Source organism: Anaerovibrio lipolyticus LB2005, from assembly GCF_000621545.1.
Classification (GTDB): Bacteria; Bacillota; Negativicutes; order Selenomonadales; family Selenomonadaceae; genus Anaerovibrio; species Anaerovibrio lipolyticus_A.
Window position 1 is genome coordinate 12,113 of the sequence record NZ_JHYA01000017.1, and the last position, 24,931, is coordinate 37,043.

Here is a 24,931-nt window from a genome sequence, read left to right on the forward strand (position 1 = left end):
ACTCCTTTATCCTTATACGTCCACTCGACGGATATCAGCCCCCAAGCCGATGAGCTTTGCCACAAGATTGTCGTAGCCCCTGTCAATATGATGAATATAGCCAACGGCAGTCTCGCCTTCAGCCACCAAGCCAGCCAGAACCATAGCCGCACCGGCACGAAGGTCAGTAGCCTTAACCTGACAGCCGGTAAGAGAAGGCACACCTTCAACAGTGGAGGTGCGACCATCAATTTTAATATTTGCCCCCATACGTTTCAGTTCATCAACATGCATGAAACGATTTTCAAATACTGTTTCCGTAACCATGCCAGTTCCCTCAGAAACCGTCAGCATGGCCATGAACTGTGCCTGCATATCAGTTGGAAAGCCAGGATATGGCATAGTCTTGATATCTACGGCCTTAGTAACCTTATCACAGGTTACACGAATACCGTCAATATGCTCCTCGATAGTTACACCAGCTTCCTTCAGCTTGGCAATAACAGGCTTCAAATGCTCAGAAATGGCATTTTCAATAAACACATCGCCCTTAGTCATAGCTGCAGCCACCATATAGGTGCCTGCTTCAATACGGTCAGGAATAATAGTGTAATTCTTACCCGTAAGGCACTTAACACCATCGATTTTTATAACATTTGTACCAGCACCGCGAATGTTGGCACCCATTACATTAAGATAGTTAGCCAAGTCAATAATCTCAGGCTCCTGAGCAGGATTTTCAATAATTGTCTGGCCTTCCGCCATACATGCAGCCATAATAATATTTTCAGTTGCACCCACACTTGGGAAGTCCAAATATATACGGGCTCCCTTTAAGCCATTTGGTGCATGGGCCTCAATAAAGCCATGACCAATGTTAATATCAGCACCAAGGGCCTCAAATCCCTTGAGATGTAAATCAATTGGACGGGTGCCAATAGCACAGCCTCCTGGCATGGAAATTTTAGCCTTGCCATAACGGGCCAGCAACGGACCAATAATGAGAAAGGAAGCGCGCATTTTCCTAACCAGGTCATAAGGTGCCTCACAGCTGGTAATTTCGGAGCTGTCCACCAAAAGAGTATTCTTGTCTGCATTAAACTCAGCCTTTACTCCCAGCTGCTTCAATACCTCAGTAAGGGTATGAACATCATCAAGAGCCGGAACTTCCTCCAAACGGCTTGGTGACTCCTGTCCCAGCAAAGTAGCGGCAATAATTGGCAGTACCGCATTTTTGGCACCGCTGATTTTTACCCGCCCTTTGAGACGCTTACCACCATTTATGATCAATTTCTCCATTTATGTAAATCCTCCTAAAATAGGCACAGTTTTTGAACATAGCACACTTAATCATAACATGGATGATAGGCGCATGCAAGTAGGAAAAATAAACCATTCTACAGGCAAATTCGGCCTTATAAAAAAAGAAAAAGGGACCAGTTGACGGTCCCTGCAAAATATAAATTATTATCTGTTTACACTTTCATAAATGGCAATAACATCCTTTTTGTCCATTGGATGGAATACACCGGCTTTCTTGGTGCCATTGGAAGTGCAAATATCAGCCAGCTTCTCTATTTCTTCGGTATTCTTGACACCAATACCCAATTTTGTGAAGTTAGTTGGCAAACCAATTTGCTCAAAGAATTCCATGGTCAAACGAATGCCTGCCCTGGAGCGCTCATAAACAGTGCCTGCATTTACGCCCCAGACCTTTTCTGCATACTTGGCAAAACGCTCAGGGTTATCCTCATAAACGTATTTTGCCCAAGCCGGCCACATTACAGTCAATGACGCTCCATGAGTTACATTATATAAGCCGCTCAATACATGCCCAAGCTTATGGGCGGAAAACTCCTTTTCTCGGCCAAGTCCTGTAAATCCATTATGTGAAACACTGCCACACCACATAATTTCGCTCATTGCCTCATAATTTTTGCGGTTGGCAACTGCAATGCGCCCCTGCTGAATCACATTCTTCATTAGAGCCTCTGCCACCAAATCAGTGAACAAATTTCCCTCCGTATGGGTAATATACCGTTCCAGGGTGTGCATAAGAATATCCGCCACACCGCACGCTATCTGGAATGGTGGCAAAGTGAAGGTCAGCTCCGGATTCATAATAGCAAAATCCGGTCGAATAATATCGCTGTGAGCACCACCTTTTTTTCCAGTCCCATCAATGGTAAGAACTGCAGAATCACTGGTTTCGCTGCCAGCGGCAGAAATCGTCAGTACCACACCGATAGGGGCACAGGACTCAATTTCCCGTCCCTGTTCCCAATATTCCGCAATATCCACATCAGGATTTGCCAATCCTACTGCCACAGCCTTGGCGGAATCAATAACACTGCCGCCCCCCACAGCCAACACCATATCAGCATCAAATTCCAATGCTTCTGCTGTTGCTTCACGGGCAAAGGACAACACAGGATTTGGCTGGACACCGCCCATGGCTTCAAATTCAATATCTGCTTCGTTCAGATTATCCTCAATTCTTTTCAGAAGGCCACTTTTTTCGATACTGCCTCCTCCATAAAGCAGAAACACCTTGGTGCCACCATATTGCCTTATTTTCTCTGCCAGCTTGTCTTCAGCCCCTTTTCCAAAGACAATTTCAGTCGGACAATAAAATTCAAAATTCTGCATAAAATCCCCCCTCATATAAAAAACTGCCGACCGGCACAGATTATGCACCAGCCGGCAGAAATATCAGCCGTATTCAAATTACAGAGTACCAAAGATTCTATCGCCAGCATCACCGAGACCTGGTACGATATAGCCCTTTTCATTAAGGCATTCATCAATAGCTGCAACGTATACAGGAACATCAGGATGCTCCTCATTAATAACCTTTATACCCTCAGGAGCAGCCACCAAGCACATAAGAATAATGTTCTTGGCGCCCTTTTCCTTCAACAGGGTAAGGGCAGCGGCAGCGGAACCACCAGTAGCCAGCATAGGATCCACAACGATCAGAGTACGCTCAGCTACATCCCCTGGCAGCTTGCAGTAATATTCTACTGGCTTCAGAGTTGCAGGGTCACGGTACATACCTACATGACCAACACGGGCAGATGGAATCATGTTTACAACACCGCTCAAAAGGCCCAAACCTGCACGGAGAATTGGAACGACACCAACCTTCTTGCCAGCAAGAACCTTTGCCTTGCATTTTGCTACAGGAGTTTCAATATCAATTTCTTCCAGTGGAAAATCACGGGTTACTTCATAAGTCATGAGCATAGCAATCTCTTCCAGCAGCTGACGGAAATCCTTGGATGGAGTGTCCTTCTTACGCATAATGGTGAGCTTGTGCTGGATTAATGGATGATCTACTACTGTTGCTTTAATATCTGACATATTTCTCCTCCTAGAGATTCGATTATTTTTATTCACCTGTCATTATAACGCAGTTGTTCAAATTTTGCCATAAGCAAAATATACATACCGAGCGTTTCAACACACCCAAAACGTCATTGTGTGTTATAACGCAGTTGTTCAAATTTTGCCATAAGCAAAATATACATACCGAGCGTTTCAACATACCCAAAGCGTCATTGTGTGTTATAACGCCATTACTCATGTTTTTCCACTTAATGAAAAAACTTCCCATCATTCATACAAAGGATATTTCTTACAAAGTGCTGCTACCCTTTCACGGGCCTGAGCCTTTGCTGCCTCATCCTCCGGATTGTCTAAAGCCAAAGCGATAATATTGCCCACTTCAACCATATCCTCTTCCTTAAACCCACGAGTAGTGAGGGCCGGAGAACCAAGACGAATACCACTGGTAACAAACGGACTCAGCTTCTCAAACGGAATTGTGTTTTTATTGGCAGTAATGCCCACCTCATCCAAAACATTCTGAGCCACCTTACCAGTTATATTTTTATTGGTAAGATCCACCAGCATCAGGTGATTGTCAGTACCGCCGGAAACAATACGGAATCCCTTTTCAGTAAGGGTCTTGGCGAGAGCACTGGCATTCTTTATAATCTGCTGGGCATATTCCTTAAACTCTGGGGACAGTGCCTCTTTAAAGGCCACAGCCTTAGCTGCAATAACATGCATAAGAGGACCGCCCTGAATACCAGGGAAAATGGCCTTATTAAACTGCTTGCCAAATTCTGCATCCTTACAAAGAATCAGACCACCACGAGGGCCACGCAATGTCTTATGGGTAGTAGTTGTTACCACGTCTGCGTAAGGTATTGGTGATGGATGAAGTCCAGTGGCCACCAGGCCAGCAATATGAGCAATATCCACCATAAGATAAGCTCCCACAGAATGGGCAATCTCTGCCAAACGTGGAAAATCAAGAACGCGGGCATAGGCGGAAGCTCCGGCCACAATCAGCTTTGGCTTACATTCATTGGCAATTCTCTGAATTTCATCGTAATCCAGCTGTTCAGAGCCTTCACTTACACCGTAAGGAACAATCTTGAAATACTTGCCGGACATATTTACAGGGCTACCATGGGTAAGATGACCGCCATCTGTGAGGTTCAGGCCCATTACAGTATCCCCGGGAGTCAGCAATGCAAAGAACACCGCCATATTAGCCTGGGCTCCGGAATGGGGCTGCACATTGGCATACTCAGCACCAAAGAGTTTTTTTGCGCGATCAATGGCCAGCTGCTCAATCACATCCACGTGTTCACAGCCACCATAATAACGCTTTCCTGGATAGCCTTCAGCATATTTGTTGGTAAGAACACTGCCCTGGGCTGCCATAACGGCGGAGCTGACAATATTTTCAGATGCAATAAGCTCCAGCTTGTTGCGCTGGCGGCTCAACTCTGCATCAATAACCTCAGCAATTTCGGGATCAACAACCTTCAAATCATCCATTAAGCTCATTACTGACTCCTCCTTAAATACGGTAGGTATTATTTATTTTCCAACGCCATCATTTTTTCAATGCGGCGAATATGGCGCTCCCCCTGGGAAAATTCTGTAGTAACCCATGTTCTCACTATTTCCCCGGCTGGGCCAAAACCAGTAACCCGGCCTCCCATGGCCAATACATTGGCATCATTATGTTCTCTGGACATGCGGGCAGAAAAAACATCTCCGCAAAGAGCTGCCCGTATTCCCTTTATTTTATTGGCTGCAATAGAAATGCCGATACCAGTTCCGCAAAGGACGATTCCTCTGTCAGCCTCACCCTTGGTGATTTTTCCACATACCTTTTCAGCAATATCAGGATAATCCACAGACTCGGTATCAAAAGTACCCACATCCTCAGTCTCAATATCCTTAAACTCTGCCAAAACCTTCAGCACTTCCTTCTTTAGCTCCAAAGCACCATGGTCACAGCCTATAACGATTTTCATAACTGGCCTTACTCCTTTTGTTTGTCATATTTTCACACAAAGTCATTGTAACATAGATTAACGGGAAAAAATATTTATTTTTCCCCGCTAACACATTCCATTATTTCTTTTTCCGATATCGCCCCATGGCGTATAATCATTGGTTCATCACCAGTACAGTCCACTATAGTAGATTCTATCCCCAGATTACATGGACCGCCATCTAAAATAAGAGGAATCAAGCCCTTCATATCATCGTATACCATCTTGGCAGAAGTAGGACTTGGATGAGCGGAAATATTGGCACTGGGTACTGCCAAGGGTACCCCTGCTTCCCTAAGCACTGCCAGGGCAATTTCATTATCCGGAATTCTTATGCCCACAGTGGATTTACCTCCAGTTACCCGTTTAGGAATATTGCTTTTTCTTGGAAGTACGATGGTAATTGGTCCAGGGCAGAATCGCTCAAAGAGCTTCAACGCCATATCTGGAACCCGTGCAACAATATCCTTTACCATGTTCACATCAGCCACCTGCAGGGAAAATGCCTTATAATATGGTCGCTCCTTGGCATCGTATAGGGACTTAACAGCCACCTCATCCAATCCGTTAGCCGCCAGTCCATATACTGTTTCAGTTGGAATAGCCACCAGCTGTCCATTTCTCAGCATTTTTGCAGCTTCCCTTATGGACTCCATATTCTTTTGCACATCATTTATAGAAATTATTTTTGTTTCCACAAAATCACTACCCTGTCAATACCAGCCAAATCCTTAACGATTTCACAACGGCCCCAGCCATGCTCCTGCCCCAGAGCTTCCAAAGCTTTTGCCTGATTAATGCCAATTTCAAGAGCCAAAAATCCGTCATCAGCTATCATATTTCCGGCCTCAGCTACAAGACGGTGGTAAAAATCCAGTCCGTCAGGACCTGCCACCAATGCTGAGATTGGCTCAAAATCCCTCACATCAGGCTCCAGACCGGCAATATCTCCTTCAGGAATATACGGGGGGTTAGATATAATGGCAGTAAATCTTCTGTCCTTTATAGGTTCCAGCATATCCCCCTGACAGAATTCTACTCTATCAGAAAGACCCAAAAGCTCGGCATTTTCCTTGGCCACCTCTATGGCCTCAGGAGATATATCCACGGTTACTGCCTTAAGATTAGGCAGATAATTTAACAACGACAAGCAAATTGCACCAGAGCCGGTTCCAATATCCGCAATGGTGCCCAAACCCTCCTGACCGGTTTTCAGACGGGAAATAACCGCTTCCACCAATATTTCTGTATCGGGACGGGGAATTAAGGTAGCCTCGTTCACCTTAAAATCCAACCCCATAAACTCCTTATGGCCTACGATATGAGCCACCGGCTTATGCTGAACTCTTTCCTTAATGCACGCTTTATATTGGGCCAGTTCTTCCTTGGTCAGAGGCTGATCGAAATGAACATACAGATGAATACGTTCCTTTTTCAGAACATGACAAAGAAGCACCTCACCATCAAGACGCGGGGTGTCCAGCCCAGCCTTGGTGAAATAATCCTCAGTCCATTTTAATAATTTTCCTATCGTCCAAACTTCTCCAGCCATTTTCTACCTCATCCGTCAACATAATAGACACCGACGGAGCTTTGCTCCTAGTACCTTTAGGTGCTTCTCCAGCGGAGAAGGCTTATTATAGAATCAATCAACCTGCTTCATGCGCTCAGCCTGGTCCGCAGTAATAAGACCATTTAAAATTTCATCCAGCTGACCATCCATCACAGCATCCAGCTTATGCAATGTGAGGCCAATACGATGATCTGTTACCCGGCCCTGAGGGAAATTATAGGTTCTGATGCGCTCGCTTCTGTCACCGGAACCCACCTGGCTCTTTCTGTCAGCTGCGATAGTATCTGCCTGCTCCTGCTGGGCCTGCTCCAAAACTCTGGCACGTAAAACACGCATAGCCTTTTCCTTATTCTTTAGCTGGGACTTTTCATCCTGGCATTGCACCACAATACCCGTTGGCAAATGGGTAATGCGAATGGCAGACTCCGTCTTGTTTACATACTGTCCTCCAGCACCACCTGCCCTGTAGGTATCAATGCGCAAATCCTCATTACGAATATCCACATCCACCTCGTCAGCCTCCGGAAGCACTGCCACTGTTACGGCAGATGTATGAATACGGCCGCCAGACTCAGTAACTGGCACGCGCTGTACACGATGGGTACCGCTTTCGTATTTCAGCTTGCTATAGGCACCATAGCCCTCAACAGCGAATGAAACTTCCTTGAAGCCACCGATTTCCGTGGCATTGGCATCCATAATATTAATTTTCCAGCCCTGACTTTCAGCATAGCGGGAATACATGCGGAACAAATCTCCTGCAAAGAGAGCCGCCTCCTCACCACCTACGCCACCACGGATTTCCACAATGACATTTTTATCATCATTGGGATCCTTGGGAAGAAGCATAATAGGCAGCTCCTGGTCCAGCTCTTCCTTGCGCTTTCTGAAATCTGCCAGCTCATCCTCCACCATGTGACGGAATTCATCATCATCAATTCCCTCGTTGAGCATTTCCTTATTGTCCTCAATGCCCTGGCATACCGTCTTGTATTCTCTGTATGCTTCAATGATAGGCTGCATGGAGGAATGCTCCCGATTATAGCGCTGCCACTTATTCATATCCTCCAAAACAGAAGGATCACTGATAAGGGATTCCAGCTCCAAAAACTTATTCTCCACCGCCTGCAATTTATCCATTATATTCATGTGTATTTTCCTCTTTACCGCTAATTTGCATTATGAAATATCTTGTATATAATTGGCGGTACCGGCAGGGATTTTATCCTCCGGCAAAACTGCCTTGGCTGACTCAATGGCCACCTCTATCATATCGTCATCTGGTTCCCGGGTGGTCATATACTGAAGCCACAGACCTGGCTTAATAGCCCAGCCCAAAACGCAGTTATCGGAATTAGCGGACAGCTTAATAATCTCATAGGAAATACCAGCCACCACCGGCAAAAGTATTACACGGCTTAAAATTCTCAGCCACAAATCTGGCCACCCCAAAAAGGCAAAGACAAAAATACTTACCAGCATAACGATAAGCAAAAAGGATGTACCGCAACGCTTATGGAGTCTGGTGTGTTTTTTCACATTTTCCACAGTCAATGCTTCACCAGCCTCAAAGCAGGCGATGGTTTTATGCTCCGCCCCATGATATTGAAAAACCCGCTGGATATCCTTCATCAATGAAATGGCACCAATGTAACCAACAAAAATCAGGAGGCGCAGAGCACCCTCCATAAGATTTAAAAATACAGGATCCTCAGTAATAAAATGAAATAGCTTGGCTGCCCCGGTGGGAATGGCCACAAACAACACTGCTGCCATTACAAAGGCAAATACTATGGTTCCTGCCAATTCCTTGTCGGTCAGCTGCTCATCCTCCTCCCCTGCCATCTGGGCAGAATAGGACAGAGAACGAAGTCCCATGACCAAGGATTCCCCCAAGGAAACACAACCACGCAGCATTGGCTTCTTCAAAATAGGAAATCTGTCGCTAATGGAATTGACTGGTCTGATATCCAATTCTATTTTTTTATCAGGAGTACGGACAGCAGTAGCCACCTTTTCTGGCCCCCGCATCATTACACCCTCTATAACGGCCTGACCGCCGATACTTAACTTTTTCTCGCTCATATAAACCTCATATATATTTAACCCCTACAGGGTGATTGCTTTCAAAAAAATCCGCATATACAAATGAGCAGAGCATTTCTGCCCTGCTCATTAATGATTGAGTTATTACTTTGCGTAACGCTTGTTGAACTTCTCAATACGACCACCAGCTGCGATATCGCGCTGACGACCAGTGAAGAAAGGATGGCACTTGGAGCACACATCAACTCTCAGCTCAGTCTTGGTAGAGCCGGTAGTAAAGGTGTTGCCGCAACCGCAAATAACCTTTGCTTCGTGGAATTCTGGATGAATACCTGCCTTCATTCTATACACCTCGCTTTTCCCCATAATTGGGAGAATTACAAGTCCTCTCTGCGAAGACTTGGTCCGACGATGCTTCCCAAACAGGGGCAAAGCCGAAAAAATCAACTTTTTAGACGCACTGCGCCTAACTTGTGATATTATAACACACCGACTATACCCATGCAACATTTTCCACAGAAAATTTTCTTGAAAAAAAATTGCTTTTCTACCATAATATGTAAGAGACTTTGTGAGAAAAGATTACAATAGATATAGAAAGGTAAAAGGTAAACACTTATGAACAGTAATGACCCTACAGTTACCTGTAGCTTCTGTAAGCGAAAGGTTGTGGCGAAAACCCAGTACGATGTGCCAATCTATGATCCCCGTTCTGGTTTTTCCCTTTGTGCCAACTGCATAAAAGATATATATCATCTTATTGAGGACCATAAAGAGGTGGAGGAAGCCCAGCAGCACATTGAGACCGAAAAGGCCATCAACGATGAGCTTAACCGCATAAAGCCTCACATGGTAAAAGAATATCTTGACCAGTTCATTATCAATCAGGATCAGGCCAAGAAGGTGCTTTCCGTAGCAATTTATAATCATTATAAACGTATGAAGTACGGCTTTCAGCATCCAGAGGACGATGGTGACGAAATTGAGAAGTCCAATGTTATTATCCTTGGACCTTCCGGCTGCGGTAAAACTGCACTTCTTTCCCATCTGGCCAGAATGCTGGATATTCCATTTGCCGTTACAGATGCCTCCAGTCTTACGGAAGCAGGCTTCGTAGGTGCCGACGTGGAAGTGGCTGTACGCAACCTCTACTACGCTGCCGACAAGGATATCAGCCGTTGTGAGCATGGTATTATCTATCTTGATGAATTTGACAAAATTGCCAGAAAATCAGGTGAAAATAATACAATTACTGCTGACCCTGGACACGAAGGTGTACAGCAGGCTTTACTGAAGATGCTGGAGGGCAATGTGGTGGAATTTACCGCCAGAGGTCAACGCAAACATCCTGAGGCTCCAACCATCAAGGTGGACACCAAAAACATTCTCTTCATTGTAGGTGGTGCCTTCGTAGGTATCGACAAGATTATCGCCAAACGCCTCAGAAAAAACGATGCCAATATGGGCTTTGGCTCCAAGATTGAGGGCAAGAATGACAAGCCAAAATTTGATGAGCTGATTCACCAGACTACCCCTGAGGATTTGATGAAATTCGGCATTATCCCGGAAATTATCGGCCGCCTTCCAATCATCTGTACTCTGGAAAATCTTGATGAGGACGCCCTCTTGAGAATCCTCACCGAGCCAAAAAATGCTCCAGTAAAACAATACCAGAAGCTGATGGAAATGGACAACGTGCAGCTGGAATTTGATGAGGAAGCCCTCAGAGCTGTGGCCAAAAAGGCTATTGAAAGAAAAACCGGTGCCCGTTCCCTGAAGGGAATTATCGAAGACACAATGCTGGATGTAATGTTTGACATTCCACGCTCCGATGATACACGCAGGGTAACCATCACTGCAGACTGCATCAACAACGGTGCAGAACCTACAATAGAAAAAATCTGATATTAACAAAAAGAAGCTCAGCTATCACCAGATAATATGGTGAATGGCTGAACTTCTTTTTTGTTTCTGAAATTTTAATTCCCAGTGCGTCGGGCCAGTTCTCCCCGCAGGGCCTTTTCAATACATCTATACAGATCTTCCACATTAATCGGCTTTGTTAAATGCGCGTCCATTCCAGCTTCAAAGGATTGGCTAATATCTTCATCCCGGGCATTGGCCGTAAGGGCCAGAATTGGTACAGTCTTGCTGTCAGACTTTCCTGAGCTCCTTATCTTCTTGGTAGCTGTAAGTCCGTCCATATAAGGCATTCTTACATCCATAAAAATTAAATCATAGGTTCCTGGTGCATTGGACATATACAGGCTAAGCGCCTCCTGGCCATTTTCAGCCACGTCCACATCCATCCCCCTTGCCACCAAAAGCTGCTGGCAGATTTCCAGGTTAATCTCATTATCCTCAGCCAATAGAACTCTGCATCCGCGACAAATATCTTCCTCATCATCCTTTAGCTGATAGGTAGAGGTTGCCACATCCAAATCCACGTTGATCCTAAATGTGGAGCCAACGCCCTTGGTGCTGTCAAAATCGATAATGCCGCCCATTTTCTTAATGATATGGTTGCAGATAGCCAGTCCAAGGCCAGAACCACCATAAACATTGTCCTCCGACTCCTGAGAAAATGCTTCAAATACCCTTGGCTTAAAGCTGTCCTCAATACCAATACCGGTATCCTTTATGGAAATTTCCAGCGACTGTCTGCCGTACTTCTCGGCCATACATTTGACGATTAAAGTTATCGTGCCAAAACGCTTTGTAAATTTAATGGCATTATTGAGAATATTTTTTAGAACCTGACGCATTCTGTCTGCATCAAAACGGAAGCACTTGGCCACATTAGGGTCTACTTCCAGCTGGAAATTTATCTTCTTTGCATAGGCATCAGCCTTAGCCTTGCCTGCCACAGTTTCAATAAATGGCTGAAACAGCACCACATCATTGTTAAGCTGGATATCATTGTTTTCCACATGGGAAAGAGCCCTTACATTTTCAATCATATCCAGTACGACCTTAGATGACGCCTCTATTTTATCAAGACAATAATTTACATATTCCTTTTGCTCAGAGCGTCCCTTGCCCAGCTCGGTCATACTGACAATAGTATTCAGTGGGGTCTTGATTTCCTTACTCATCTGGAACAGCAATTGAGATTTTGCCCTGCTGATACTCTCAGCATGCTTAAGGGCACCACGCATGGCATCCTGCATCTGGCGGTTCTCAGTGGTAATTTCCGTAATATCCGTCTGTACAGCAATTAAAACATCCTTTGCCTTCTTATCCAGATAGCGAAGGGTAAACTTTTTATAATGCAGAGCCCTGCCATTCTCATGGAATAACTTAAAGGTACCTGTAAATTCACCAAACATATTTACAGTATCCACAATATTAGCAAGCTGCAGCATTTTATGGCAAATACTCTTGTCTTCATCCAGCATATGCTCATTGATGAGGTGAGCTATGGCTTCATCGTAATCAGAAACCAGCTCCATATCATCGTTGAAAAAAGTATCATTATGCCTTAATATCCGTATTTTCCCGGACTTAACATCAATGTAACCGATAAAATCTACATTATCATGGATAGCCCGCTCAATAACTGTGCGTTCCATATCATTCTCAGCCAATCCACTATTAGTTTCTTTGTCTTTTACATTGTCTTCGCTCATATTACATTCCCGTCCTATTTAAAGATGCTTTTACAAACAGGTCTAAAATCTACAATTATCCAATATCACGTATCGCCAAACCAGATTCCTGCAAAAATGCAGCCAGTCGGCTGACACCGTCCATTATATCCCTGTAGTGCTCAGGGGTTAAGGACTGTGGTCCATCGGAAAGGGCCTTCGCCGGATCAGGGTGCATTTCCATCATGAGGCCATCAGCTCCTGCGGCCACAGCAGCAAAAGCCATTGGCTTTACCATACGCCACTTGCCAGTTCCATGGCTTGGATCAACAATAATTGGTAAATGGGACAAATGCTTAACTGCCGCCACAGCACTTAAATCCAAAGTATTACGGGTATATTCCTCGTAGCTTCTGATACCACGCTCGCACAAAATAATCCGTTCATTGCCCTCACTCATAATATACTCGGCAGCATTGAGCCACTCATCTATGGTAGCTGATATACCACGCTTCAAAAGTACCGGTTTATTTTGGCGCCCCACTTCCTTGAGAAGTCGGAAATTCTGCATATTTCTCGCACCAATCTGGAGTACATCCACGTACTCGGCAACCTTATTTACATTTTCGACCTCAGTTACCTCTGAAACTATTTTTAATCCAGTGCGCTCACCGGCCTCTGCCAAATATTTCAATCCCAGCTCCTCCAAGCCTTGGAATGAATAAGGTGAGGTTCTTGGCTTGTAAGCGCCCCCCCTTAGGAACTGGGCACCTCCTGACTTTACTATATCAGCAGCCTGCATTATCTGTTCCTTGGATTCCACTGCACATGGACCAGCTATAGCCACCAAATTGCCATCACCGATTTTAATTCCACCTATATCAATCACCGTAGGCTGGGGATGATATTCACGACTAACCAACTTGTAACTCTTAGAAATACTCACTGCTTTTTCTACACCCTCAAGTGACTCCACATTAAGACAGCACATCTTTTCCCGGTCACCTATAACGCCTATAATTGTCTGAAACTCTCCCTCCATGACCTTACCGGAGAGACCGTTGTATTCAATTGCCCTTATAACCTCCTGAATGCTGCTCTCAGCAGCACCAGCCCGCATAATAATAACCATTAAATACCTCGTAATAAAATGATACTTTATTCAGATGGAGTTTTAAACTCCACCTGAATTTAGTTGAATTTTACCCAGGACTTTACTGATGCTTTACTCCTACCTTAGAAGTAGGAGTCTTAGCAGCCGTTAGCATCGGAAAAAAACTCTTTCTTAATATTATAACGCTATTACTCATATTTTGCCAAAGGCAAAATATACATCACACCTCTTTTTTGTTGTCGGCACGAATAACAGGAAAACGCCCCGGATTTTTTAGCCAAACACTCTTGCGGCGGATTCCGTGCATAGCCGCATCGAGATTTACTATTCTTTTGGGTACATCCACATCAAAGAAGAAAATATACTCCCCTAGCCCTGTTCTTGCAGGTCGTGATTCAATACGGGTCATATTCACATCCCTGGTGGCCATCTCCAAAAGCACCTCGCAAAGACGCCCCGCATCCTTACCATCAATCTGACAGATAATAAGAGTTTTTTCCTCTGGAAGCTCCACCTTATAATCACTGCGGGCAAGCTGATAAAACCGGGTGGAATTATTGTGATGATCCTCAATATTGTGGTCAAGAGCCACAAGACCATTCATTTCTCCAGCCCTTTCAGTACAGATAGCCGCCCAACCGCTATCTTCTGGCATTTCTCCCACCTGGGTGGCAGCGGCAGCAGAACTGACCACTGCGTCCTGCTCAGCATGGGGATAATTATTCATCAGATATTCCCTACATTGGGCCAAAGGCTGGGCATGGGAAAGAATCTTGGTAACCACGTTTTCCTTGCTCTTTGCCATGAGATGATTATGAACCCCCCAAATAAGCTCCCGGATAACCTTAAGGCCATCACTGTTGGCAAGGGTATCCAGAGTAATATTAATGGAGCCCTCTATGGAGTTTTCTACTGGAACCAGGCAGGTGTCCACAGCTCCCGTTTCCACTGCATGAATAGCCGCATAAATATTGGCAAGAGGCACCAGCTTACACCTTTCTGTAAGCTGATCGTTCAAATATAATGCTGCTGCTTCGCTGTGGGTTCCCACAGGACCCAAATACCCTAAAGTTTCCACTAACAAACCACCTGTCCCTGCCAAATATTAATACTCAAAATATTGTAATAATGTAAGGATATTATATATTTTGTAGCAATAATTGGCAATATTGTTACAACTCCAGACTACATATATTGACAGATGTTTTTCATATTGCTATAGCGAACTATAATATTTTGGTATAGATAGTATTTTATTTTTGTATACTGTCAAAAATGTTTGATAAATTTATTAAATATTGACAAAATTCTGATATAATCTAATTAAGAGTGCATCATTAGATTTTTTCTAAAAGAATGCCATGTGTATTATTTGAGTAATTGGAGGGGAGAAAATGAATTCCGAAATTACTATCAAGCTGCCGCGGTGCAAGGGGTGTGGTATCTGCGTGGCATTTTGCCCAAAGCAGGTTCTTGCCGTGGACGAGCTGGGAAAGGTAATGGTAGTTAATGCCGATGCCTGCATTGCCTGTGGCCAGTGCGAACTTCGTTGTCCAGATTATGCAATTTTTGTAGATAAGAAGGTGAAGGCATGAGTAAAGCGAGATTGATGCAAGGTAATGAGGCCTGTGTAGAGGGCGCGTTAGCGGCAGGCGTACGCTTCTTTGGCGGTTACCCTATTACACCTTCTACAGAGGTTGCAGAAGGTATGGCAAAGCTGCTGCCAACTGTTGGTGGTAAGTTTGTTCAGATGGAGGACGAAATTGCCAGTATGGGTGTTGTCTTAGGCGCATCCTTGGCTGGAAAAAAAGCTGTTACTGCATCCTCCGGTCCTGGTATTTCCCTGAAGCAGGAGCTTATCGGCTATGCTGCTGCTGCTGAAATTCCAGTTGTTATTGTAAATGTTCAGCGTGTGGGTCCATCCACTGGTCAGCCTACAGCCCCTTCCCAGGGTGATGTAATGCAGGCCCGCTGGGGTACCCATGGCGACCATCCAATGATTGCCCTGTCACCATGGAGTGTGCGTGAGGCATTTGATACTGCGGTTATGGCCGTTAATTATTCCGAACGTTTCCGCACTCCTGTTATTCTCCTGATGGATGAAATCGTTGGCCACTTGCGGGAAAAGGTGGAGCTTCCTGAGGCATCAGCCATCGAAATATATCCACGCCGTAAGCCTACCTGCTCCAGAGCAGAAGGCTACGAGCCATTTACTCCTGACAAGGATCTGGTTCCTAACACCGCCAACTTCGGTGAAGGCTATCACATTCATGTTACCGGCCTAATTCATGATGATACTGGTTTCCCTATCGGCAGTCCAAAAATTACTCGTGAGGTAACCAAGCGTCTACACGAAAAAATCGACATTGCCCGGGATGAAATCACCCATGTAGAGGAATATTTCATGGATGATGCTGAATATGCAGTAGTTGCCTTTGGTGGCACTGCCCGTACGGCTTATGAAGCTGTTGCCAATGCCCGCAAGAAGGGAATCAAGGTAGGTATGGTGCGTCTTATTACCATCTGGCCATTTGCTGACAAGGCTATTAAGAAGATAGCTGAAAAGGTTAAGGGTATACTTGTGGCCGAGCTGAATTATGGCCAGCTTGTAGGCGAAGTTGAACGTGTTGTTGCCGGCAAGTGCCCTGTAGAGCTCTGTGCAAAATATGACATGACTATCTTTGAGCCAGCAGAGATCGAAGCTGGTATTGATGAGCTTGTAGCAGGAGGTAAGGCATAATGGAAAGATCTTTTGAAAAATATTTTCGTCAGAATCGCCTGCCACACCTCTGGTGTCCAGGCTGTGGTAACGGTATCGTTATGAAGGCTATTGTTCAGGCCATTGAAAAGAAGGGTCTGGACCAGGATAAAACAGTTATAGTTTCCGGTATCGGCTGCTCCTCCAGAGCTTCCGGCTATATGGATTTTGACACTCTCCATACAGCTCATGGCCGTGCTATTCCTTTTGCCACTGGTATTAAGCTAGCAAATCCTGAGCTTAATGTTATCGTCATAACCGGTGATGGTGACTGCACTGCAATTGGTGGCAATCACTTCATTCACGGCTGCCGTCGTAATGTTGATCTTACTGTGGTACTCTTTAACAACAGTATCTATGGTATGACTGGTGGTCAGGCTTCTCCTATGACTCCTACCCACAAGAAGGCCACCACAGCTCCTTATGGTGCTATTGACAGAAACTTTGATGCCTGCCGTCTGGCCGAGGCTGCCGGTGCTACCTATGTAGCCCGCTCTACAGCCTTCCATGTTCAGCACCTTACGGACATGATTGCCGGTGGTATCGACAACAAGGGCTTCTCCTTTGTAGAGGCCATCTGCCAGTGCCCAACTTCCTTCGGACGTAAAAACAAGATGGCTGACCCTGCCAAGATGATGATGTGGATGCGTGACAATGCTGTTATGAAGGCAGCTTGGGACAAACTGCCAGATGATAAGAAGACTGAGGAAAAATTCCCTATCGGCCTCTTCTACAATGAAAGCGAAACAGATTATGCAACTGCATACAACGAGGTTATTCAGATTGCAGGAGGTGCTGATAAATGAGAAAACAGCTTAGATTATCTGGCTCTGGTGGCCAGGGTGTAATAACCGCTGCTATTATTTTTGCTGAAGCTGCCGTAGCAGAAGGCAAGGAGGCTGTTCAGTCCCAGTCCTATGGCCCTGAGGCCCGCGGTGGTGCTTCCAAATCCGAGGTTATTATTGATGACCAGCCAATCTATCATCCTCATGTTGAGGTTCCGGATTTAGTACTGGCCATGACCCAGAAGGCCGCAGATAAATATTATGCTGACCTTAATCCTGAAGGCGTTCTTGTGCTTGATACCGATCTGGTGCCTGAACCACCTAAGTTTAAAAACATTATTCGCATCCCTATTACTAAGCTGGCAGTTGAGGAAATCGGAAAATCTCTCTTTGCCAACATTGTGGCTTTAGGTGCATTGGTTCGCATAACCGGTCTCGTTGATTTTGAATCCATCAAAAAGGCCGTTGCCAACCGTGTACCACCTCACACTGTAGAGCAGAACATGAAGGCTCTTCAGGTGGGCTGGGATGCTGTGCCAGAAAAATAAAACCAACAAAATAGTCTAAAAAAAATACCTCCTGACGGGAATAGCTTACGCCACTCCTATCAGGAGGTATTTTTAATATCATGATAATAGGCAGATAATTTTTTAATCCTTAGGCTTCAAGGTTCCATTCTGGTACGCTGTCAAAAGATTATACAGGTCCGTAATTTCTTCCTGAATAATCTTGCCCTCGTCAGTATCCCCCACACTGGTGTTTTTGGATTGCAGTTCCAGCGTTTCAGATACAGACTCAATGTCCTTGTTATTCTTCAGAGCTTCCTTTACATCTGCCACTGTTTGATGCTCCAGAAGCCTTAAGCCACGGGAGTTGGATATAAGGGTATAGCCGGAAATGCCGGTTTTGTTATGATAAGCACGACAGAAGCCGCCATCGATAACAATGGCCTTGCCGTTGGCCTTTACAGGGGTCTCACCCTTCTTTACTTTTACAGGAACATGGCCGTTGATAATATGACCCTCCTCAGGATCAAGGCCAAACTCCTCCAAAATTTTTTCGCAAACCTCTTCCTTGTTTATCAACTTATAATATGGGTCTGCAGGCTCTTTCCAGGTGGACTCATCCACAAGGAACATGCGCTCAAAGGTGCGGAACTCACGACCACTGATTGGAGAAAGGAGACCGCTCCAAAGGAACCACATGAAATCCAAAGCCCGCTGGTCCTTACCCGACTGGGCTTTTCTGGCCAGCTGATCTACAAAGTCCAGATAAGCGCGGCCCTTATATTTCTTGCCATCAAAGGTAACTTCCTTAAAGGAGCCATCATTATTAAGAGGCACACAGCCGTGGAAAAGTAAATTTCCATTAAAGCAGGTATAAACACTGCCATGCTTATACAGATAATCCACATGACGGCGCAATGGCTCACTTTCAATGAAGAAGGACTTTAAGTGCTCCATAATAGCTGCTTCTTCCTTGGTCAGCTCATAAGGATTTTTAGGATCTATGGTTGGGAAGTAGGCAGAGGATAACTCATATTTCTTCCCATCCTTTTTGAAGCAGGAGGTCTTGTGGTCAATATATTCCAACAGCAAACGACTGTCCATATGGAAATCCGGATTACGTTTAATAAGCTGCCCCTCCAGCTTAAACATAATCATGGACATGGCCTTTTCTGATGCCTTTAACGGGCTCTCATCAGGATAAATCCTATGGGCAAACAGAGATAGAGGTCTAAGACTAATAGCATACCCCTTTTCCAAGACGTCCGTGTTGTTGTATCTTAAGCTGTTCCTAACAACACCAGCAATACAAACATCACTGCCACAGGCCGCTCCCATCCACATAACATCGTGATTACCCCACTGGATATCAATTGACGGATAATTCATCACCATTTCCATAATAGCATCAGGACGGTTTCCTCTGTCGAAGAAATCTCCCACAATATGCATGTGGTCAACTGCCAGCCGTTTTATCAAAATAGTAAGAGCAATAATAAAATCTGATGCCCCATCCACCTGGACAATCATATTCAAAAGCCGCTTATGATAAATGAATTGGGCATGGTCAGCCTCAGGATGAGTGTTCAGCAGCTCCATAATAACGCTGCGGTAACGCTTCGGAACAAAGCTGTTCACCTTGTCCAAAGGATACTTGTAGCTCATGAGCTTTACCACTTCAAGGAGCCTGGCCAGACTTTCCCGATACCACTCTGGATTATTGCGGCGCTTATCCCTCATCTGCTCAATCTTTTCCTTTGGATAGTATATGAGGGTGCAAAACTCAGCCTTTTCCTCATCAGTCAAGCGGGCCCCGAATACATAATCCACCTTCTCTTTGATAACGCCGGAGCAGTTGTTGAAAATGTGATAAAAGAGCTCATACTCACCGTGTAAATCACTTAAAAAATGCTCAACGCCCTTTGGCAGGCTAAGGCTTGCCTGAAGATGAATCAGATTTGAATATACTGATTCCTTGGTAGGATACTTCTCTGCCAGCAGCCTTAAATATCTTTGCTTCTGCTTTTGCAAATTCGTAATTGGTGCTTTCATCAGTAAAGTGCCTTTCTTTTTTTACGTCTAAAACTAAGGGTAAAACAACCCCTTTTCCTTAACTCCTATTGTACTAAAAAAAGGGACTGTTTTACCAGTCCCTTTTCATGTTTTAAGTTACTGCAGCAAATTCAGGAACCATGAGGAGTTGCTCATGGACTGAGCCAGCATTGCCTGTGAAGCCTGCATCTGAATGTTGTAGCTGGTAAACTGTGTAATAGCTTTTGCCATATCAGAGCCGATAATAGTAGTCATTGCATCAGTAACATTAGTCTGCTGGGTAACGAGATTGTTATGGGTGTAATCCAGCCTTGATTGCATAGCACCCACGCTTGTCTGCTGATCAAGGATGCGATTAATTGCATTATCAATAACATTGATAGCTGCATTGGCATCCTCCTGGGTACCAACACTTAGATAGGAACCGTCAGAGCCCTGAAGCCCCAAACCTCTGGCGCTGGTGTCCCCAAATGCCACGTGCATATTTTGGGTAGACTCAGAACCAGTATGAAGCACCAAGGAATTATCCCCTCTGGTATCTGCTGCCCCAATTGTTTCAGTAAAATCATCCAAGGCCGTATTGGTAGACTTCTTCACATTACCCTCAGCGTCCGTAACAGAAATTGTAAATCCCGCAATGGAGCCTGCAGTACCTGCCTGAGCAGCCTTAACGGTAACGGCATTCTGGTCATCCACTGTGTGGAGCTCCTTGCCACTGGCATCAGTACCAATCACAGAGGTAGCTGTATCCATAGATGAAGTATCAAACACATCCCCGGCCCCAGCCTCATTTGCCTTTTTGAAAATATCCTCAAGAGTGTATTCTCCGGCAGTGAAGGAGGTTGAATAGGTCTTGCCATCCTTTACAAAGGAAACATTTACAGTATCCGTTGCATCAATATTCAGGCTATCTCCCTGACGACGGGTAAGGTCAGTGAGCTTAGTAGCCCCAGTAGTATCCAGCCCCAAGCTGCTGTTGGTATAAGCCTGATTTGTTTCCAGAGTAGCCGCCTTATTGGAACCATTAAGCAAATACTTGCCATTATAGGTTACCAGAGAATTATCGTTAATCTGATCTATATACTGGTTTAACTCCTTTTGAATAGTAGCCCGATCACTATCCTTTGCTGTGGAGTTCGCGGCAGCAATGGCCTTCTCCTTTAAAGTAGTCAATATATCCAGAGTATTATCCATGGCACCGCTTGCCACATTTAACATACTATTGCCAGTCTGTACATTGGATGTTGCCTGACCAAGGGCACCTATCTCCACATCCATACGCTTACCAATAGCATATATCGAAGTATCATCCTTGGCCGAATTAACCCTATTGCCGGTAGCAACCTGATTAGCACTCTTCATTGCCATTTTATAGTTATAATTCATCTTATTGAGGAGCGATAGTTGCTGGGCATATGAACCGATGGTAGCCATACGTATTACCTCCCTGCCTTTAGCTAATGTATCATCCTTGATACTCCACGACATCATTATCCTTGTATATGTTTATCGACATTTACAGTAGAATAATTAAATAAAATTTATGATTTTTTCTGAGAATAATATTTCTTTTTTAAAGAAAAATTTGAACAAATGCGTTATGACGAGAAATACTGAAACCTCGTCGAAACGCTCATATAGAATATTTTTCTTTTTAGAAGAAAAATCTGAACAAATGCGTTATAATAATACGAGTGATATTTAACCTCAAGGGAGGATCTCTATATAATGAAACATATCGACTGGCAGGACATGCTTGCCCAAGGTCGTAGACGAACCAGAATTCAGCGAATTGTTGCTATTATACTTATATCTGCAATTCTAGGATATGTATTTTGGTATTTCTTTTATGCCTCAACACCAGAATATGCTTTAAATAAATTACAACAGGCTTTTAAAACTAAGGATCAGGCCACTATAGAAAGATATTGTGACCTGGAAAGTATTACCGGCAAAGCCTACGATGACCTGACCCGGGATATGTTTGCCCATGACAGCCACCTCACCACGGAAACAAAGGTGATGTTTGAAACCTTCTACATGAAGATAAAGCCCCAGGTAGTCAGTGACACAAATTCCTTGATTTTGGATTATATCCCCACCGGCAAATGGTCAGTACCTACAGGAAACAATCTCTTAAAGGGACGCCAGTTAGGTATAGATTATGAGTATCTTGTGGAGCGCTCCCAGCTTCGCAACACAGAATTTGTGAAGATAGAAAGCGTTAGGAAAAGCGGCTCTAATGAAGCTGTCGCCAAAATCGTCGTTAAGGATACCTATACAGGCACCCAATTTACTCTCCAGGTTATCATGATAAAACGTGATGGGGACTGGAGGGTATGCGAAATCAAGAACTACCGTGACTATCTTGATTTCCTCAGTCCAATACAGGAAAAGGGACTGAAAAAATACATGGATGCCACTGCCGACATCATCGAAAAATATAATGATATTTTGGACAGCCAGCAAACACGCTTCAAAAAACTGGATAAATCCTCTGATGGTATTCTTACTGCCAATATGAGAAGCAAAATGGTTTCCTATATACGTTCTGATATTATTCCTGCCTTAGAAAAACGTCAACAGGAGCTGGATAATATCCCTGTAATTGATGGTGCCCAGTATCTGGCAGCCCAAAGAAAAGAATCCACAAGACTTACTGTTGAAGCCTGGAGGCATTTTATAGAAGCCCTGGAGACGGATTCACCTAATGAATTTAACGTTGCCAAATCCTATCAAAAGGACGCTATGGACATAGACTACCGTACCGATGATGTGGTGAAGAACACCGCCATCAGCAGCAGTAAAACCTCAACAATTCCATAAATCCTGCAAAAAAATTACCCGTGGTGAAAACTCACCACGGGTTTGTTATTTACTTAGCAAATATAAAAATAGATATTAAACTTCTTTTTTGGCCTTTTTCCTCTTGCTGTACTTATAATACGTAACAGCAGCCACAAGCACCAGAATCACGCAGAAGGCAATACTGATTTCATGACCAACCTCCATCATGACCTTCCATCCTTCACCCAGCATCATACCAATGCCCAAGATAAGCATGGTCCATGGAAGTGAACCAACAAAGGTATAAAAAATAAACTTCTTGATATCAACATGGGCAAAACCAGCTGGCAATGAGATAAAGGTACGGACCACTGGCAACATACGGCTGAAAAAAACAGCCTTTACACCGTATTTATCGAACCACTCCTGGGCAATATCCACATGGGATTTCTTCATAAAAAAATACTTACCGTACTTATCTACAAATGGTCTTCCACCTAAATGCCCTACATAATAAGTGAGAATGGATCCCACCATACCGCCTATCATACCTGCAACAGTAGCCATAAAGAAGGTCATACGGTCAATGTAAATCAAATAACCTGCAAACCCTAAAATCAACTCACTTGGAATAGGAATGCAGGCATTTTCCAACCCCATGAGAACTGCTACTGCCAAGTATCCCCACTGGTCAATAAAGCCCAGAAAAACATCCGCAAATTGTGACATAGAAACATCCTTTCAGTCATAAGTAAAATACAAAAAAAGAGCCCCAAACCGGACTCATCTAAACTATATGGTGCCTCAGAGCGGAATCGAACCACTGACACGGGGATTTTCAGTCCCCTGCTCTACCAACTGAGCTACCGAGGCAAAAAAATGGCGACCCGAAGGGGACTTGAACCCCTGACCTCCGCCGTGACAGGGCGGCATTCTAACCAACTAAACTACCGGGCCGTTATTAGTAAAATTAACACGAGATAAACTCGTGGAATTGTCATGGTGGGCGCTAACGGGATCGAACCGCTGACATTCTGCTTGTAAGGCAGACGCTCTCCCAGCTGAGCTAAGCGCCCTCTTTCCAACAGGAATATATCCTGCTCACAACATTAGCTATTATACAGGAAAGAAAATATGATGTCAAGAAAAAAACATGCCCAATAACACAATATCAGGCATGTTAAAAACTTATTCTTGAAATTAATTATTCCATAGACGCCTTGAGCTCTTTAGAGGTATCCACAACCTTGGTAAGACTGGCATTTATACGCTCTGCAGCACCAGCCTGCTCACGGCCCATAGCCTCAATTGCATTAATAGAAGCTGTAATATCAGTAACAGCCTTATTCATCTCATTCAAGGTTTTCTTAATACTCTCGGTAGCATTACGGGACTGTTCAGCCAGCTTTCTTACTTCCTCTGCTACAACAGCAAATCCGCGGCCCTGTTCACCGGCACGGGCAGCCTCGATAGAAGCATTAAGGGAAAGTAAATTGGTCTCCTCAGCAATCTCAGCAATAATACCAAGAGCCTTAATAGTCTCAGCATTCTTTTCAGCCAACAGCTTAGCCTGCTGAACAGACTCCTGACCTACTTCATTAAATTTAGCTGCGCTTCTTCCAAGAGAACTGGTCTCATCAAAAGCCACGTCCGCATAGCTAACAATGTCCTTTACTAAAGTGCTCTGAGCTTCATTATCTATTGCCATATCACATGTCCTCCCTATTTTTATCCAATGATAACTGTGTCTAAAGGATTATATTCGACATATAATCATCTATACCTGCAAAAGGATAAAAAAAGATAAAAAATATTTTATTGATGGTATAGGAGAAGGTTGGCTGGAGACGACCCATGACAACATACAAATCCACGTAATAAAAAAGACTGTCAAAAGACAGTCTTTTTTATTAACCGGCAACTTCCTATCCTCCCAGGCCGTCTCCAGCCAAGTACTTTCGGCGTTTATGTGCTTAACTACTGTGTTCGGAATGGGAACAGGTGGGACCACATAGCCATCATCACCGGATATTCTATTGGAAGTATGTACCTCCAAAACTATACAGAAACAAGAACCATCTTAGTAAGTGCTTTTTAAGTTAAGCCCTCGACTTATTAGTACTGGTCCGCTTCACATGTCACCACGCTTCCACTTCCAGCCTATCTACCTTATCGTCTATAAGGAGTCTTACCAGATTACTCTGTGAGAGATCTCATCTCAAGGCGGGTTTCACGCTTAGATGCTTTCAGCGTTTATCCCTTCCGAACGCAGCTACCCAGCTGTACAACTGGCGTCATAACTGGTACACCGTTGGTTCGTCCACTCCGGTCCTCTCGTACTAGGAGCAGCTCCCTTCAAATCTCTTACGCCCGCGATGGATATG

The 24,931-nt window shown here is 44.4% G+C and carries 23 protein-coding genes, 3 tRNA genes and 2 rRNA genes; 6 read left to right on the forward strand and 22 right to left on the reverse strand.

Features of this window, described 5'->3' with window-relative positions; translation table 11 throughout:
- Window positions 1-12: 12 nt before the first annotated feature.
- The 10 genes from murA to rpmE form a co-directional block, all read right to left on the reverse strand.
- Window positions 13-1,278, reverse strand: a complete 1,266-nt coding sequence (gene murA, locus T355_RS0111470; protein WP_027397878.1) for a UDP-N-acetylglucosamine 1-carboxyvinyltransferase — start codon at window positions 1,276-1,278, stop codon at window positions 13-15.
- 168 nt (window positions 1,279-1,446) lie between these two features.
- A complete protein-coding gene (locus T355_RS0111475; RefSeq protein WP_027397879.1) occupies window positions 1,447-2,628 on the reverse strand; it encodes an iron-containing alcohol dehydrogenase in 1,182 nt (393 codons plus the stop codon).
- Between the two features lie 78 nt (window positions 2,629-2,706).
- Window positions 2,707-3,342 carry a uracil phosphoribosyltransferase gene (gene upp / locus T355_RS0111480; protein ID WP_027397880.1) on the reverse strand — a complete coding sequence of 212 codons (636 nt, stop codon included), beginning with the start codon at window positions 3,340-3,342 and terminating at the stop codon, window positions 2,707-2,709.
- A gap of 252 nt (window positions 3,343-3,594) precedes the next feature.
- Window positions 3,595-4,842, reverse strand: coding sequence for a serine hydroxymethyltransferase (gene glyA, locus T355_RS0111485; protein WP_027397881.1), 1,248 nt, complete (start codon window positions 4,840-4,842; stop codon window positions 3,595-3,597).
- Between the two features lie 29 nt (window positions 4,843-4,871).
- On the reverse strand, window positions 4,872-5,318 hold the full coding sequence (gene rpiB, locus T355_RS0111490) for a ribose 5-phosphate isomerase B (protein WP_027397882.1): 447 nt from the start codon (window positions 5,316-5,318) through the stop codon (window positions 4,872-4,874).
- A gap of 74 nt (window positions 5,319-5,392) precedes the next feature.
- Entirely contained in the window at window positions 5,393-6,037 is a 645-nt protein-coding gene (locus tag T355_RS14330; RefSeq protein ID WP_051555560.1) for an L-threonylcarbamoyladenylate synthase, read from the reverse strand.
- The gene (gene prmC / locus T355_RS0111500) at window positions 6,022-6,891 is read right to left on the reverse strand and encodes a peptide chain release factor N(5)-glutamine methyltransferase (RefSeq protein WP_027397883.1); all 870 of its coding nucleotides are present in this window, start codon (window positions 6,889-6,891) and stop codon (window positions 6,022-6,024) included. The genes T355_RS14330 and prmC overlap by 16 nt, the downstream gene beginning before the upstream one ends.
- 93 nt (window positions 6,892-6,984) lie before the next feature.
- Window positions 6,985-8,055: a peptide chain release factor 1 gene (prfA, locus tag T355_RS0111505; RefSeq protein ID WP_027397884.1), complete on the reverse strand. Its 1,071-nt coding sequence runs from the start codon at window positions 8,053-8,055 to the stop codon at window positions 6,985-6,987.
- Between the two features lie 36 nt (window positions 8,056-8,091).
- Window positions 8,092-8,997: a DUF1385 domain-containing protein gene (locus T355_RS0111510; RefSeq protein ID WP_027397885.1), complete on the reverse strand. Its 906-nt coding sequence runs from the start codon at window positions 8,995-8,997 to the stop codon at window positions 8,092-8,094.
- A gap of 105 nt (window positions 8,998-9,102) precedes the next feature.
- Window positions 9,103-9,300 (reverse strand): 50S ribosomal protein L31, encoded by a 198-nt coding sequence (gene rpmE, locus T355_RS0111515; RefSeq protein WP_027397886.1) that lies wholly within the window; start codon window positions 9,298-9,300, stop codon window positions 9,103-9,105.
- Between the two features lie 276 nt (window positions 9,301-9,576).
- Here rpmE and clpX point away from each other — a divergent pair, with 276 nt between their 5' ends.
- Window positions 9,577-10,863 (forward strand): ATP-dependent Clp protease ATP-binding subunit ClpX, encoded by a 1,287-nt coding sequence (clpX, locus tag T355_RS0111520; protein WP_027397887.1) that lies wholly within the window; start codon window positions 9,577-9,579, stop codon window positions 10,861-10,863.
- Between the two features lie 74 nt (window positions 10,864-10,937).
- Here clpX and T355_RS0111525 read toward each other — a convergent pair whose 3' ends face one another.
- From T355_RS0111525 to pheA, 3 genes are all read right to left on the reverse strand, one after another.
- Window positions 10,938-12,587: a hybrid sensor histidine kinase/response regulator gene (locus tag T355_RS0111525; protein WP_027397888.1), complete on the reverse strand. Its 1,650-nt coding sequence runs from the start codon at window positions 12,585-12,587 to the stop codon at window positions 10,938-10,940.
- A gap of 55 nt (window positions 12,588-12,642) precedes the next feature.
- The gene (gene aroF / locus T355_RS0111530; protein ID WP_027397889.1) at window positions 12,643-13,677 is read right to left on the reverse strand and encodes a 3-deoxy-7-phosphoheptulonate synthase; all 1,035 of its coding nucleotides are present in this window, start codon (window positions 13,675-13,677) and stop codon (window positions 12,643-12,645) included.
- Between the two features lie 202 nt (window positions 13,678-13,879).
- Window positions 13,880-14,737, reverse strand: a complete 858-nt coding sequence (gene pheA, locus T355_RS0111535) for a prephenate dehydratase (RefSeq protein ID WP_027397890.1) — start codon at window positions 14,735-14,737, stop codon at window positions 13,880-13,882.
- A 316-nt stretch (window positions 14,738-15,053) separates the two neighbouring features.
- Between pheA and T355_RS0111540 the strand changes: the two genes are divergently transcribed.
- The 4 genes from T355_RS0111540 to T355_RS0111555 are packed head-to-tail and all read left to right on the forward strand — an operon-like array spanning window position 15,054 to window position 17,750.
- Complete coding sequence (locus tag T355_RS0111540; protein ID WP_027397891.1) at window positions 15,054-15,254, forward strand: 4Fe-4S binding protein; 201 nt, start codon at window positions 15,054-15,056, stop codon at window positions 15,252-15,254.
- Complete coding sequence (locus T355_RS0111545) at window positions 15,251-16,399, forward strand: 2-oxoacid:acceptor oxidoreductase subunit alpha (RefSeq protein ID WP_027397892.1); 1,149 nt, start codon at window positions 15,251-15,253, stop codon at window positions 16,397-16,399. Before T355_RS0111540 ends, T355_RS0111545 begins: the two co-directional genes overlap by 4 nt.
- Entirely contained in the window at window positions 16,399-17,223 is an 825-nt protein-coding gene (locus T355_RS0111550; RefSeq protein ID WP_027397893.1) for a 2-oxoacid:ferredoxin oxidoreductase subunit beta, read from the forward strand. The genes T355_RS0111545 and T355_RS0111550 overlap by 1 nt, the downstream gene beginning before the upstream one ends.
- Window positions 17,220-17,750: a 2-oxoacid:acceptor oxidoreductase family protein gene (locus T355_RS0111555; protein ID WP_027397894.1), complete on the forward strand. Its 531-nt coding sequence runs from the start codon at window positions 17,220-17,222 to the stop codon at window positions 17,748-17,750. The genes T355_RS0111550 and T355_RS0111555 overlap by 4 nt, the downstream gene beginning before the upstream one ends.
- A 102-nt stretch (window positions 17,751-17,852) precedes the next feature.
- Here T355_RS0111555 and T355_RS0111560 read toward each other — a convergent pair whose 3' ends face one another.
- Entirely contained in the window at window positions 17,853-19,760 is a 1,908-nt protein-coding gene (locus tag T355_RS0111560) for a fructose-bisphosphatase class III (RefSeq protein ID WP_027397895.1), read from the reverse strand.
- Window positions 19,761-19,877: 117 nt separating this feature from the next.
- The gene (locus tag T355_RS0111565) at window positions 19,878-21,194 is read right to left on the reverse strand and encodes a flagellin (RefSeq protein ID WP_027397896.1); all 1,317 of its coding nucleotides are present in this window, start codon (window positions 21,192-21,194) and stop codon (window positions 19,878-19,880) included.
- Window positions 21,195-21,488: 294 nt separating this feature from the next.
- Between T355_RS0111565 and T355_RS0111570 the strand changes: the two genes are divergently transcribed.
- The gene (locus tag T355_RS0111570) at window positions 21,489-22,586 is read left to right on the forward strand and encodes a hypothetical protein (RefSeq protein ID WP_027397897.1); all 1,098 of its coding nucleotides are present in this window, start codon (window positions 21,489-21,491) and stop codon (window positions 22,584-22,586) included.
- Window positions 22,587-22,661: 75 nt separating this feature from the next.
- On the opposite strand, the gene T355_RS0111575 is transcribed toward T355_RS0111570, so the two are convergent.
- From T355_RS0111575 to T355_RS0111605, 7 genes are all read right to left on the reverse strand, one after another.
- On the reverse strand, window positions 22,662-23,276 hold the full coding sequence (locus tag T355_RS0111575; protein ID WP_027397898.1) for a DedA family protein: 615 nt from the start codon (window positions 23,274-23,276) through the stop codon (window positions 22,662-22,664).
- A 68-nt stretch (window positions 23,277-23,344) separates the two neighbouring features.
- Window positions 23,345-23,420, reverse strand: a tRNA-Phe gene (locus T355_RS0111580).
- A gap of 7 nt (window positions 23,421-23,427) precedes the next feature.
- Window positions 23,428-23,504: transfer RNA gene (locus T355_RS0111585), tRNA-Asp, on the reverse strand.
- 43 nt (window positions 23,505-23,547) lie between these two features.
- Window positions 23,548-23,623: transfer RNA gene (locus tag T355_RS0111590), tRNA-Val, on the reverse strand.
- Between the two features lie 128 nt (window positions 23,624-23,751).
- Window positions 23,752-24,255 (reverse strand): methyl-accepting chemotaxis protein, encoded by a 504-nt coding sequence (locus T355_RS0111595; RefSeq protein ID WP_027397899.1) that lies wholly within the window; start codon window positions 24,253-24,255, stop codon window positions 23,752-23,754.
- 204 nt (window positions 24,256-24,459) lie between these two features.
- Window positions 24,460-24,576 (reverse strand): 5S ribosomal RNA (gene rrf / locus T355_RS0111600).
- Window positions 24,577-24,642: 66 nt separating this feature from the next.
- Window positions 24,643-24,931: ribosomal RNA gene (locus T355_RS0111605) — 23S ribosomal RNA — on the reverse strand; the annotation flags it as partial.